The following is a 13,198-nucleotide window of genomic DNA, read 5'->3' on the forward strand; positions in this document are numbered from 1 at the left end:
ACAAAGCTTTTATTCTTGCAGTAAAACAAAACTTTTAGCATTTGCTTTGATTTTAGTTCCTTCAAAATCAATATCAATAATTGCCGCTTTTCTTGGCGAAACACCGCTATTACTGAAGTGGGAATGCAGCACATATTTCATTTTTCCGTTTTTATCATAGAAAACGTCGCCGTGGCCAACTCCATTAATTCCAACATCTTTTTTACTAATGATTGGGCTATCTGTCGCTTTTTCCCAAGGTCCAAGTGGACTTTTAGCAGTTGCATAGCCTACTGCATAATCGGGATTTCTAAAATCGTTGGCAGAATAGATCAGATAATACAAATCATTATGTTTTAAGACCGTTGGCCCTTCTGTAACTGGCCAAGAAACATTCTGCGTATTTTCCCAAGGAAGAACGCCAGAAATACATTCTTTAAGCGTTTCTTCTTTAATTGCGGACAAATCATCTTTCAGTTCTGCTACAAAAATTCGGTTACCGTTAGTCAAACGCACGTGATAAAGGTATTTTTTGCCATTCTGATCAACAAAAAAGAAAGGATCGATCTGATGACCCGAATTAAACATTGAAGCCTTAGAATCGTTCTTAAATGGTCCAAGCGGACTATCGCTGATTGCCATAGCAATATTTTCATCGGCAGTATAAATCATGTAAAACTTATTGTTGTGTTTGAAAACCTGTGGCGCCCAAAAACCTTTGGTTCCGTAAGCATCTCCTTTTTTTAAAGCTAAACCATTTTGTGCTCCAGATGGACCATTCCATTTTTTTAAATCGGAAGAAGTGTACACTTGAAAACCTTCTCCGTTAGGAAAATCTCCCGTGGTTGTTCCGTACAGATAATACACTCCATTTTCATAAAAAATAGTTGGATCTGCGAGTAAGATTGGTTTGGCTTTTGAAGCCGATTTTTTAGCCGTTTCTTTTTCTTGAGAACAGCAAATAAAGACACAAAACAGACTTAATAGGCTAAAATATTTTTTTATTTTCATTATTAAACTTTTTATTTAATTAATTACATTTAAAAAGTAAAAATCAAATAGTTAAACAATTACTATAGAAAAACTCTATGATACAAATTTTGTTAAAAATCCGCCATTTCACTTCAAAAAACTCATTTTTATTTTCAAGAAAAAGGTCTTTCCCATAATGTTTTCCAACTCCTAATTTTCAACTCAAAACTTATTATTTTCTAGCCGAAAATTGATATAAAGAAACGGTATGATACTTCTCTCCTGCTTTTAATGTTATTTGAGGGAATTTTGGCTGATTTGGGGCATCTGGAAAATGCTGTGTTTCTAAAGCAAAAGCAGTCCTAAAATCATCTTTAGCGCCTGATTTAAAGGTGTTTTTGCTCTGCATAAAGTTTCCGCTATAAAATTGTAGTCCAGGCTCTTTTGTATAAATATCTAAAGCAATACCTGAAACATCTCCTTTTATCGTTGCCGCATGAATAAAACCATTTCTTTTTTCATCATTCAACACATAATTGTGGTCATATCCTTTTCCAAATTTCAGCTGTTCATCTTTATTTTCGATTCTTTCACCAATTGTATGCTTTGACGTAAAATCAAACGGCGTATTTTTCACTGATTTTAATTCTCCAGTCGGAATCAAGCCTTCGTCAACTGGTGTAAATTTATCTCCGTAAATCTGCAATTCGTGATTTAAAATCGTACCGCTTCCTTCCCCATTCAAATTAAAAAAAGTGTGATTAGTTAGGTTTACAATTGTAGTTTTATCTGTAGTTGCTTCATATTCCATTCTAACTGCATTATCATCTGTAATAGAATAAGTTACTTTTACATTTAGATTCCCTGGAAAACCTTGTTCTCCATCTGGCGAAACATAGGTAAAGACCAAAGTCTTTTCATTTGTCTTTTCAGCATTCCAAACAACATCTTGAAACCCTTTTACACCACCGTGTAAAGCATTTTTCCCATTGTTTAACGGAATCTGATATTGCTTTCCTTCAAGCGTAAACTTGCCTAATGCAACTCTGTTGCCAACTCTTCCAATTGTAGCGCCAAAGTAAGGTTCTGTTGAGTTTTTATAGCCTTTTATGCTATTCATTCCGACCACGACATCGGTCGATTTTCCGTTTTTATCTTTAACCCACAAACCTATCAATCGCCCGCCATAATTGGTAAAAGCAGCTTTTATATCTTTATTCTCGATCCAATACAAACTGACTTTTTTACCATCAATGATAGTGTCAAAATTTTTAGTTTCTAAAACCGTTTTTATAGAATCTGAAGCTATTTCAGACTTATCTTTTGAAATTGTATTTTCTTTTTTGCTGTCTTTACAATTCAATTGAAAAAGCACAAGCAACAAAACTGCAGCAATTTGAATATTTTTCATTTTTTATGTCATTGCGAGGAACGAAGCAATCTCATCCTCCGATTATTTTTTTATTTTGACGGAATAGCCAATGGCACTCCTTCACTAACTGGCTCGCCTAAAACTGGAAATCCATTGGCATCCCAATCAATTTTCTGCATTCTTGGCGATCTTTTATTGCCACAACCCTCACCCGGATTGGAATTCGCGTGATATAAAATCCAATCTTCTTTGCCGTCAGGAGATTTAAAGAATGAATTATGCCCAGGCGCATAAACTTTATTCTTTTCTGATTGTTTGAAAATGGGTTCTAGGGATTTTTTCCAAGCGGAAGCGTCCAACAAATTATCTCCGCCATTGAAAGTCAGCAATCCTAAGGCATAGAAATCAGTCCAGCATCCGCTAGCGGAAAAAACAATAAAAATTTTGCCGTTTTTTTCTAAAAACTGTGGCCCTTCGTTTACATTGACCTGTGGAGGATTTACCTCATCGTGCAAAGCTCCGTGCGTTTCCCAATCGTTTGTTGGCGCAGAAATCATAACACGGTCTCCATCAATTTCAAGCGGATTTTTCATTTTGGCAATGTAAATGTTCTGCTGACCGTTTTTGTCTCCTGCCCAACCTGCCCAAATCATGTATAGCTGTTTTTTATATTCGAAAATATTTCCGTCGATGGCCCATTTATCGGTTTGTGCAGCGATTTTGCCTTTAAACTCGAATTTCCCTTTAAACGGATCTGAAGATTTATTTTCCAAAACATACATCCTGTGATTGTTGTTATCGCCATTATCTGCAGCGAAATAGCAGTACCATTTTCCATTTATGATATGAAACTCAGGCGCCCAGATTTCTGCAGAATAATTGGTGTTTTTTGGCGGTGTCCAAATGACTTTGCTTTCTGCATTTTTAATATCTGAAAGGTCTTTTGTTTTCCATAAAACCAATTTGTTTCCAAGTGTGTTCGTGTAGTAATAATAGCCTTTGTAATACGTGCTGTAAGGATCTGCTCCCGATGGAAGAATTGGATTAGTAAATGTTTTCTGCTGTGCAAAACTTATTGTGGTAAGAAGCAGAAGGATTAGATATTTTTTCATTTTTAGTTTTTTGTTAGTCTTTGAATTTTCTCTCGCAGATTTCGCAGATTTTGGAGATTTTTTTTATCAGCGTAATCTGCAAAATCTGCGGGAGAAATAAATTTAACTCTAATTCAAAGCATTGATAACCTCCGTATTAATCTTATTTACCGCTTTAAAATCCATTTTGTCCACTTTTCTGTCGTAGGTCATAAAACCGTTCACTTCGCCTTCAACATCGGTTGTTTGAGTGTAGACCGCAGCTGAGAATCCCGTTTTTACGTATTTTCGAAGCATTTCGGCGTACTTTATGTATTCGGCGGTAACTTCACTCGCATTTTTAAATTTAATGTAACCCCAGTTGTCATTTGCCCTCCAAAGATGTCCTTCTAACGGAAGTCCGATTCCGCCGTATTCTCCAAGCACTGTAACTCTTCTTGCATCGTACAAATACATATCTGGACCTGGATAATTATGCAAATCCAAAATATCTCCTGTTTGAAAGTGATTTCCACCGCTAGCAGAATTAATCAGACGCGTTGAATCATGATTTTTTGTCCATTCGGTAATTTCAACGGTTTTAAATTGTCCCCAAGCTTCGTTAAACGGAACCCAAACCACAATACTTGGATACGAATACAAATGATCCATAATCTCTCTCCACTCTTTTCTATAGATTTCTTCCGATTTTGCCGAACGCTGTAATTCTGTTCCTTCAAAATACTTTCTATTTTGCCAAACTGGCTGATCGTCTCCGCTTGGCATATCCTGCCAAACCAAAATTCCTAACTGATCACAATGTGTGTACCAACGCTCCGGCTCTACTTTAACATGTTTACGAATCATATTAAAACCTAATTCTTTAGTTTTAACAATATCATATTTTAAAGCCTCATCGGTTGGCGCAGTATACAATCCGTCTGGCCACCAGCCTTGGTCTAATGGTCCGAATTGGAAATAATCTTTGTTGTTCAGTTGCATTCTCATGATTCCGTTTTCATCGCGTTTAGATGAAATCTTACGCATCCCAAAATAGCTTTTCACCTCATCAACTACTTTGTTTTTGCTGATTAAGCGAATTTTAGTCTGATATAAAAACGGGCTTTCAGGCGACCATAATTTCGGATTATTCAAAACAATATCGTTGCTTTCGCCCACAACCGCTTTTTCTTTAGCGATTTCTTTTCCGTTGTCGAAAACAGAAATTTCTACTACATCTCCTTTTTCTGCTCCATTTACCTCAGCTTTTATGCTTATTGCATTTTGATCAATATTTGGAGTTGTTTTTAATGCTACAATGTTTTTAGCATTTACAGGCTCAATCCAAACCGTCTGCCAGATTCCGGTAACTGGCGTGTACCAAATTCCTTCTGGATTTTTAACTTGTTTTCCTCTTGGCTGAGGCCCATCGTTTGACGGATCCCAAACTTTTACAACCAGTTTCTGATTTTTTCCTTTTTGAATGAATGGCGTAATGTCAAACGAAAATGGCGCATAACCTCCCGTATGCGAACCGACTTTTACGTCGTTCACAAAAACTTCTGTTTTCCAATCGACAGCACCAAAATGCAAAAGGATATTTTTTCCATTCCAGTCCGATTCAATCGAAAATTGGGTTTCGTACCAAAGTTCATTTTTAGCACCAACTTCTTTCATCACTCCAGACAGACTGGATTCGGCCGCAAACGGAACCAAAATTTGCCCATCATATTTTGAAGGAGCGGCTTTTCCAAATTCCTGAATGCTATAATTCCACAAACCATTCAGATTTTTCCATTGGCCACGCTCCATAATCGGACGGGGATATTCGGGTAAAGTTTTCTTCGGATCGACCTGCTCTGCCCATTTTGTCTTTATTTTATCTCCTTGCGGTTTCCATTGCGCATTTACAGCAAACATGGATAATAAGGCTAAAAAAAGGATACTTTTTCTTTTCATGTTCTATATTTTAGACATTCAACGAATGCCATGATTTTCTTCTGAATCAAAATGAACTACCGGGCTCATCTCCACATAAGCCCGATAATTACTAAACTAACTTAACTAACCATTTTTTTGAGTTATGAATTAATAAATTAACTTCAGAGTAATATTTATTCACTTGATAAGTAATGAGCCAAACTCATAACTCATAACTCATAACTCATAACTTATAACTTCTTCGTAAGTCCAAATTTCTTCACCAAACTGTCGTATTCTTTTTTAGAGATTGTAATCATGCATCCGTGGCGCACTTTTTCTGGGAGACTGTATTTGTCCCAATCGGAGAAAAAAGTATAGCCAGAGGCTTGAAACCAAGGTCCGTTTAAGTTATCAGCAATTGATAATCCGTACGAAACACCTGGATATTGTTCGTAATACATGTACCATATTTTGTCATCGGGAGAAGGAATCAGCATTGGCGCTTCTCTGAAGTTTGGACTGATAGATTGCTGGGGCAAAGAATAAGGTCCTAAAAGGGATTTTGATTTGGCAATTCGGATGGTTTTTCCGGTTGTCCAATACAAAGTTGGATACGTTTCGTCTTTAATCACGGCGTAATAGGAATCGCCGACTTTACGAATAAAAACATCAATCGTTCCCATATCCCAATCGAATAAACGGTTTGGTGTTCCTTCAAATGTTTTTAAATCTTTAGACAAAACGTACAATGTTCGCTGACTTGCCCAATAGCGCTCTCCGTCTTCTTTTGTTCCTTCCAAATGTGGCGTATGCCAAGTCATGATGAATTTTTGAGAAGGTTCGTCATAATATAATTTTGGCGCACCAATTCGCTGTAAAGCGTTTGAATAATCTGGCGTGCTTTTTAAATCTGGCGTATAATCGGAATGTTTTTTCCAAGTAATCAAATCATCCGAAACCCAGATATTGATTGCTTTTGCATCGTCGCCAGTATTTCCAGCGATATAATATTTTCCATCAGGACCTTTGCAGATGTCGGGATGACCTTTATACTCTTCAAAAACTCGTTTTCCGTTATTCAGATTTTCCCAATGAAGTCCGTCCAAACTAACTGAGTAGTATAATCTGCCGTAATCGTTATGCGTCATATGCGCAAAAAGATAAGCTTCGTTTTTTGGTTTTTCATTTCCTTTTACTTGTCCCGGTGGATCTGGTTGTTGCGCTTTCGCGGAAAATCCGATCGCAATTGCCATTATTAAAAGAAGTTTTTTTATTGTGTTTTTTTTCATGTTGCTAAAAGGTTTAAAAGTTTTTTCGCCACGAATTCCACTAATTTTCGCTAATTTTTTTTTCCACAGATTTCACAGATTAAAATGATTTTTTTTCTAAAACCACAAATTCCACAAATTTTCACTGATTATTTTTTTACTGCCACAGATTAAAAGGATTAAAAAGGATTTTTTTCTTCTGCAACATAAAACATAGCCCAAGGTTTCAAACTTGGATGCGCAATGAATTTACGAACGTCGTGTCTCCAAGGTTGAAACCTTGGGCTATGTTTGAAAAAAATCATTTAATCTGTGAAATATATGGCCAAAAGCAATTATCTAATTATCAAATTGACACATTGTCTAATTCTTTTTATTTGCCTCAGATGTCATCTTTTTAATCAAATCTGTTTCAGCTTTGATGTAAGGTGTTCCGTCTGTGTGCAATACTTCATGAAACCAAAGTTTTGGTTCGGCAGTGTATGTTTTTGTCCAACTGTCCCAAGCGTATTTGGTTTGTGTTTTTCCGTCTACAAATCCCCAGTTGATCATTCCTACATTGTATTTTCTGGCTATTGGAAGAAACCCCTCGAAAGTGCTTCCGTTTGGTCTTGCCATATATTCTGTGCAGATTAATGGCTTTCCGTAACGCTGTAATTGTTTAATTACTTTTTCGAAATCTTGAGGCGTATTGTAATTGTGGAAAGAAACAATATCAGATTGTTCAATCTGCATTTTGTGCATTGGCTTCATTTTCGCTTCGTCGCTCCAGTCTCCAACCCAAACTCCAGAAGTCAATGGCTGAGAAGGATTGCTCTCTCTTGCCCACACAAAAACATCTTTTAAAAGCGGTAAAATCAAATCGACTTTGTTTTTGATTTCAACTTTCTCGTAAGATGGCCCAGTCATGTTGTCTGGTTCGTTCCAAACATCCCAACCTAAAATTCGTTTATCATCTTTAAAATGAGAAACTGTTTCTTTTACGTATTTCTCTAAACGCGGATATTGTGTTTTATCCTGAAGCGCCTTTTGTCCTGGAGCCTGAACCCAACCTGAATTATGCGTATGCGGTTTTGGCGCACGCTGTTTTCCTAAAGCAGGAAACGGATCCCAACAAGAATCGAATAAAACAAAAAGGGTTTTGATGTGGTGTTTATCAGCAATTTCAAGAAACTGATCCATACGTTTGTAAAGTCCTTCTGAATCTTGCTGATGCAATAAATCGTGCAGGTACACACGCATTACATTCATGCCTAAATTTTCTGCCCAACCCAATTCTTGATCAATTCTCTTTGGATCAAAAGTATCTTCCTGCCACATCTCTAACTGATTTATAGCTGTGCTAGGAGAATAATTTGCCCCAACCAACCAAGGCTGTTCTGCATACCATATATTGGCCTGATCTTTTGTCCAGATTTCTCTTTTTTCTATTGAGGCGGTTTCGCTTTTATTTTCTTCAGGATTACTTTTTTTATTGTTGCAGCTAAGCAATACGAGTCCTGCTAACATAAATGTCAGACACAATTTTACTTTCTTCATTTCAATTTTATTTTTTTTGAACAATCGTTCTTTATGAAAGGGAATCAGCTTAATTCTTCTGATTCCCTCAAAAAAAATCAGTTTTTAACACATTGGGTGAAATTATTTTTAACACATAGAAGCATAGATTTTTATTGTTCTGCTTAAGGCTATAGAAAAAGCAAGCTTTCACACATAGAACTATGTGTATTATTCTAAGTGAAACGTCTTTAATAGATTCCTAAGGACTATGTTTCTATGTGTTAAGATTAAATTCTGTTCAATTTCACCCAATGTATATCGTTAATATCCAGAGTTCTGCTCTAGATTTGGATTATTGTCTACATCGCTTTGCGGAATTGGCATTCTGTGATTTTTACCAACCGTGAAGTTTTTAAAATCTGGATCACGAAGGGCAATTTTATCAACAGAAGCTTGAGTATTTAAGTCTCCCCAACGTTTTAAATCTTCCCAACGAACACTTTCGCCACATAATTCTAAAACTCTTTCCATTTTCAAACGCTCTAGGAATTTGTCATGATCGTTTCCAATTTCAGGATGTGCTGTCGCCAATGCATTCATGTTGGCGCGAGTTCTTACCAAATCAACATATTGGTACGCTTGAGCAGTGTTTCCCAATTCGTTTAAAACTTCCGCGTAGCGCAATAAAATATCCGCATAACGAACCAATCTGTAGTTTACTTGGTTGTAGTAATCCTCATTATTTCTATAATAATCACGGCTTCCTTTTCTGAACCAAGCTTCATTGTTGTTCCACTCCCAGTTTCTTCCGTATGTTTTGTCTCCGAAATCAGCTAATAATTGAGGATAAAATAAAGTCCATCTCAACCTTTCATCCAATTTTCCGTCTTTATTGTTTTCTTGTTTAAAAGCATCAACTAACCAAATGCGCGCTTGTCCGTCAGACCATCCAATTCCTCTTGGTGCGAAGAACTGAGAACGATTACTAGAAACTGCAGCGTTTTGATCCTCACCGGTTCCGCCTTTTCTTTGATCTCCAAATTGGATTTCAAAAACAGATTCAGCATTATTTTCATTTGTATCTGTAAAATTATCTCGGTAGTTAGACACCAAACTGTACTTCGCTCCTGCTCCAGAAATTAAAAATTCTAAAGCCGTTTTTGCTTCTGGCCATTTGTGCTGTTGCATATAAACTTTTGCTAGAAAAGCTTTAGCAGCACCTTTGTCTGGTCTTCCTAACTGGTCTGCTGACCAATCTCTTGGCAAATCCTCAAAGGCTTCATTTAAATCTTTTTCAACTTGAGCCCAGATTTCGTCTACTTTTACTTGTTTTGGCAAATCTGCTGGCGTAGACGGATCTAAAACCAACGGAACATCTTCCCAAATTACAGCTGCATAGTAGTAATGCAAGGCTCTAAAGAATTTTGCCTGAGCTATAATTTTCTTTTTATCATCTTCATTTTGAAAAGTAATATTCGGAACATTCGCCAAAACCTGATTACATCTAAAGATAGCTTTGTAAGTATCTCTCCACGTTACGGCATTTCCTTCCCAAAAATTATAATTGATATAATTGAATCTCGTCCAATCTGCTAATTCCGTCCACGGACTTACGCTATACCCTTCATCAGAAGTTAAATCCAGACGGAAATAAATCCATCTTGCCCACAATCCGTCTTTATAAAACATGGCATAAATAGAGTTTACACCGGCTTGTGCATCACTTTCAGTTTTCCAATATTGGTCAACTGTAATATCATTCGGGCTGTTTAGATCCAATTCGTTTTCACAAGCGGTAAAAACAAGACCTAAAAAAGCTGCTGTTAGTATGATTATTTTTTTCATTACGCTATTTTTTAAATTAAAAGCTAAATTCAACACCAAAAGAATATGTCTTAAGATTCGGGAAAGAACCATTATCAACACCTCTTTCGAAAATTCTGTTATCGCCCGTATTGCTAAACTCAGGATCTAAACCTTTGTATTTCGTGATAGTCAAAATATTTTGTGCAGATAAAGTTAATCTTGCTCTTGTAATTCCTGATTTTTCTAAAACACTGCTTGGCAAATTATATCCAAATCCAATATATTTTAGTCTGATGAAATTGCCGCTTTCTAAGAAACGGTCACTGTCTCCTCTTGAGTTCAAAGTCGAACCTTTTGTAACTCTAGGAAAATCAGTATTTGGATTTTCTGGCGTCCAAGGCTGAATGCCTTTTCTGTAGTTACTATTATCATCGAAACGGTCAACAACACTTCTGAATCCGTTGTAAACAGTAGCTCCGTTTGAAGCAATCCAGTTCATAGAAAAATCAAAGTTTTTATATTCAGCTCCAGCATTTAAACCCATTTCAAATTCTGGCCATGGACTTCCCACAATCGCCTTATCTTCATTTGTAATTTGTCCGTCTCCATTATTGTCTTTAAAACGAATATCTCCAGGAACCGCGTTTGGCATAATTACTTTTCCGTCAGCATTTTTGTAATTGTCAATTTCCTGCTGATTTTGGAATAATCCGTCTGTTTGCAGCACATACCACATCCCTACTGGACTTCCGCTTCTAGTCATGGTGTTTCCAATAATGTTTTCGTTTTGTCCGTTACCTAAAGAAACCAACTTGTTATTCACTTTTGTGAAGTTTACAGAAGCATTAAAAGAGAAATCATTGATTTTTTTGCTGTACGCCAATTCCAACTCAAAACCTTTATTTTCTACAGTTGCAGCATTAGAAATCGGATTTCCACCGTCGTTTCCAGTAGTCAGTAAAATTGGGAAACCAAATAACACGTCTTCTGTACGAGCAATGAAATAATCTGCTGTTAAGCGCAAATCGTTATTTAAAACTCCCAAATCTAATCCGATGTTGGTTTGTTTTAGTTTTTCCCAACGTAGTTGAGAGTTTGATAGTTTTACTTGAGTTGCAGAAGGATACAAAGTTTGGTCTTTGCCTAATACGACTTGTCCGAAATTATTAACGAAGCTTTTAGATTCATATTCTCTGATATTTCCAGAACCTAATTCACCATAACTTGCTCTTACTTTTAAATCTTTAATGAATTCTGATTTAAAGAAAGATTCGTTGCTAATTCTCCATCCTGCAGAAAGAGAAGGGAAATTGCCCCATTTATTGCCATCGCTAAATCTAGAAGAACCATCGCGTCTGATTACCGAATTAAATAAATAGCGATTATCATAGTTGTATTCTAACCTTCCTAAATACGACGTTAAAGCCGCTTCGTTAATGAAACCTCCCACAACTGGCGAATCTCCTTGATTTAATACTTCATAATATTGTCCAGTTCCAGAATTCATCGGAAGATTTCTTTTTGTTCCGTAAATCTGATCGTAGTTGTCTTTTTGATATGTCTGACCTACTAAAAGCGTAATGTCGTGCTTTCCAAATTCTTTTTTGAAAGTCAGTGTATTTTCAAACAACAAGGTTTCTGATCTTCCTTTATTTTGATCGGTTTGAGAAGGATCTTGAGGCTGGTTTAATGTCCAGCTTCCTTTTTTTCTCATGTATTTATACGAATCAAAACTTGTTTCATATCCAAAATTGAAACGGTATTTCAGCCAAGGCACAAATTTTAACTCTGACCAAATGTTTCCTCTAATTCTAAAATTTTGATTGGTTACATTAGAAAAATCAGCCAATGCCAAAGGGTTTGTGCCAAAAGTATCCGCAACTCCTTGTTTTCCGTAACCATATCCACCCGGATTTGATGGATCGTAAAGCGGAATTGTCGGTGTCATTCTATACACATCAATAATTGGATTTCCAGACATTTCATCTGTTTTAGCATTACTGATTGCTAAGTTTTCTCCAATGCTAAAAATTCCTTTTGTACCGCTTGAATTGACACGAAATGAAATTCTGTCAAAATCGGTTCCGATTACTGTTCCTTCATTTCCAAAGTAATTTCCAGACATAAAGAAACTCGAATTCTCATTTCCTCCAGAAAAACTAGCGTTATAATCCTGAATCATTCCTGTTTGAAAAGTTGCATCCTGCCAATCTGTATTTACAGCCATATTCAAGTTTTGTCTCGGAAGTCCAGCATTGTCATAAGCCATATTGTTGTATTTGGCAAATTCCTCAGTTCCCATCAAATCATAACGAGGCATGATTTGAAAACTGCTTTTTGCTGAAACTTCAACCTGTAATGGTCCTTTTTTTCCTTTTTTAGTGGTAATAATAATGACACCATTTGCAGCTCTAGAACCATAAATTGCTGCTGCAGAAGCATCTTTTAAAACCTGAATCGATTCAATATCATTTGGGTTAAAGTCTCTGTTGGCAGAAGTTACTAAACCGTCAATTACATATAATGGATTGGTGTTTTGAAGATTTTTAAGACCACGAATTTCAACATTGGCTTCTTGTCCCGGGCGTCCGCCACCGCGAACTTTAACTCCGGTAACCAAGCCTTGCAGTCCGTCTGCAACTGTAGTTACCTGTCTTTTCTGAATTTCGTCAGGTTTCACTAATGCAACAGCTCCCGTTAGATCTTTTTTCTGTTGCGATCCGTAACCTACAACCACTATCTCATCGAGTTTCATGGCATCTTCTGCCATGGTAACATTTATAGAAGTTTTGTTATTGATGGCAATTTCTACTGTTTTATAGCCTTGCGAACTAAAAACTAGAGTCTGATTTCCGATAGCCGAAATTTTAAAGCTTCCGTCAAAATCGGTAACAGCACCATTCTGTGTTCCTTTTATCAAAACATTCGCAAAAGGAACCGCTTGTCCGTCTGCGGTAGTCACTTTTCCCGTAACATTTATTTGCTGGGCAAAAGCGGACTGCAGTAATAAACTAAAGAAAACTAAGAGGTAATATCTCTTCGTTAAAAAGTGAGTGAACTTTGTTTTCATTGATTTTTGCATTTTAGATAGTTTTATTTCTTTTTGTGGTTTGGTTGAATGAATATGGCGCTTTTTAGCCGTCTGGTATACGGGCAAAAAAATAACTAATATTCTTTAGTTGTAATAAATTGTTCATTTTGTTTCAAAATTATTAATGGTTGGATTTTTCAAACTTTATTTTATTGATAGTGTATTTTTAACCTTAAAATTTTATCAATATCATTTATTTGAAAATTCAAAGTAGGCG

The 13,198-nt window shown here is 36.4% G+C and carries 8 protein-coding genes; all 8 read right to left on the reverse strand.

Translation table 11 applies throughout. From position 1 onward, the window contains the following. Positions 1–9: 9 nt before the first annotated feature. Entirely contained in the window at positions 10–990 is a 981-nt protein-coding gene (locus BB050_RS20460; RefSeq protein WP_066034918.1) for a glycoside hydrolase family 43 protein, read from the reverse strand. Positions 991–1,183: 193 nt separating this feature from the next. After that, the gene (locus BB050_RS20465; protein WP_066034919.1) at positions 1,184–2,362 is read right to left on the reverse strand and encodes an aldose epimerase family protein; all 1,179 of its coding nucleotides are present in this window, start codon (positions 2,360–2,362) and stop codon (positions 1,184–1,186) included. Between the two features lie 50 nt (positions 2,363–2,412). Beyond that, positions 2,413–3,435, reverse strand: coding sequence for a glycoside hydrolase family 43 protein (locus BB050_RS20470; protein ID WP_066034920.1), 1,023 nt, complete (start codon positions 3,433–3,435; stop codon positions 2,413–2,415). 108 nt (positions 3,436–3,543) lie between these two features. Then, positions 3,544–5,352 (reverse strand): glycoside hydrolase family 2 protein, encoded by a 1,809-nt coding sequence (locus BB050_RS20475; RefSeq protein WP_066034921.1) that lies wholly within the window; start codon positions 5,350–5,352, stop codon positions 3,544–3,546. Positions 5,353–5,564: 212 nt separating this feature from the next. Beyond that, entirely contained in the window at positions 5,565–6,605 is a 1,041-nt protein-coding gene (locus BB050_RS20480) for a glycoside hydrolase family 43 protein (RefSeq protein ID WP_066034922.1), read from the reverse strand. A 342-nt stretch (positions 6,606–6,947) separates the two neighbouring features. Further along, positions 6,948–8,123, reverse strand: coding sequence for a cellulase family glycosylhydrolase (locus BB050_RS20485; protein ID WP_066035244.1), 1,176 nt, complete (start codon positions 8,121–8,123; stop codon positions 6,948–6,950). 282 nt (positions 8,124–8,405) lie between these two features. Then, positions 8,406–9,929, reverse strand: a complete 1,524-nt coding sequence (locus tag BB050_RS20490; RefSeq protein WP_066035245.1) for a RagB/SusD family nutrient uptake outer membrane protein — start codon at positions 9,927–9,929, stop codon at positions 8,406–8,408. Between the two features lie 16 nt (positions 9,930–9,945). Continuing rightward, entirely contained in the window at positions 9,946–12,960 is a 3,015-nt protein-coding gene (locus tag BB050_RS20495; RefSeq protein ID WP_236940383.1) for a SusC/RagA family TonB-linked outer membrane protein, read from the reverse strand. Between the last annotated feature and the right edge of the window lie 238 nt (positions 12,961–13,198).

Origin of the sequence: Flavobacterium anhuiense, from assembly GCF_001705175.1 — a bacterium.
Classification (GTDB): Bacteria; Bacteroidota; Bacteroidia; order Flavobacteriales; family Flavobacteriaceae; genus Flavobacterium; species Flavobacterium anhuiense.

Coding starts and splice junctions, on each gene's coding strand:
- BB050_RS20460 (WP_066034918.1), bottom strand. CDS start 990: ATGAAAATAAAAAAATATTTTAGCCTATTAAGTCTGTTTTGTGTCTTT.
- BB050_RS20465 (WP_066034919.1), bottom strand. CDS start 2,362: ATGAAAAATATTCAAATTGCTGCAGTTTTGTTGCTTGTGCTTTTTCAA.
- BB050_RS20470 (WP_066034920.1), bottom strand. CDS start 3,435: ATGAAAAAATATCTAATCCTTCTGCTTCTTACCACAATAAGTTTTGCA.
- BB050_RS20475 (WP_066034921.1), bottom strand. CDS start 5,352: ATGAAAAGAAAAAGTATCCTTTTTTTAGCCTTATTATCCATGTTTGCT.
- BB050_RS20480 (WP_066034922.1), bottom strand. CDS start 6,605: ATGAAAAAAAACACAATAAAAAAACTTCTTTTAATAATGGCAATTGCG.
- BB050_RS20485 (WP_066035244.1), bottom strand. CDS start 8,123: ATGAAGAAAGTAAAATTGTGTCTGACATTTATGTTAGCAGGACTCGTA.
- BB050_RS20490 (WP_066035245.1), bottom strand. CDS start 9,929: ATGAAAAAAATAATCATACTAACAGCAGCTTTTTTAGGTCTTGTTTTT.
- BB050_RS20495 (WP_236940383.1), bottom strand. CDS start 12,960: ATGAAAACAAAGTTCACTCACTTTTTAACGAAGAGATATTACCTCTTA.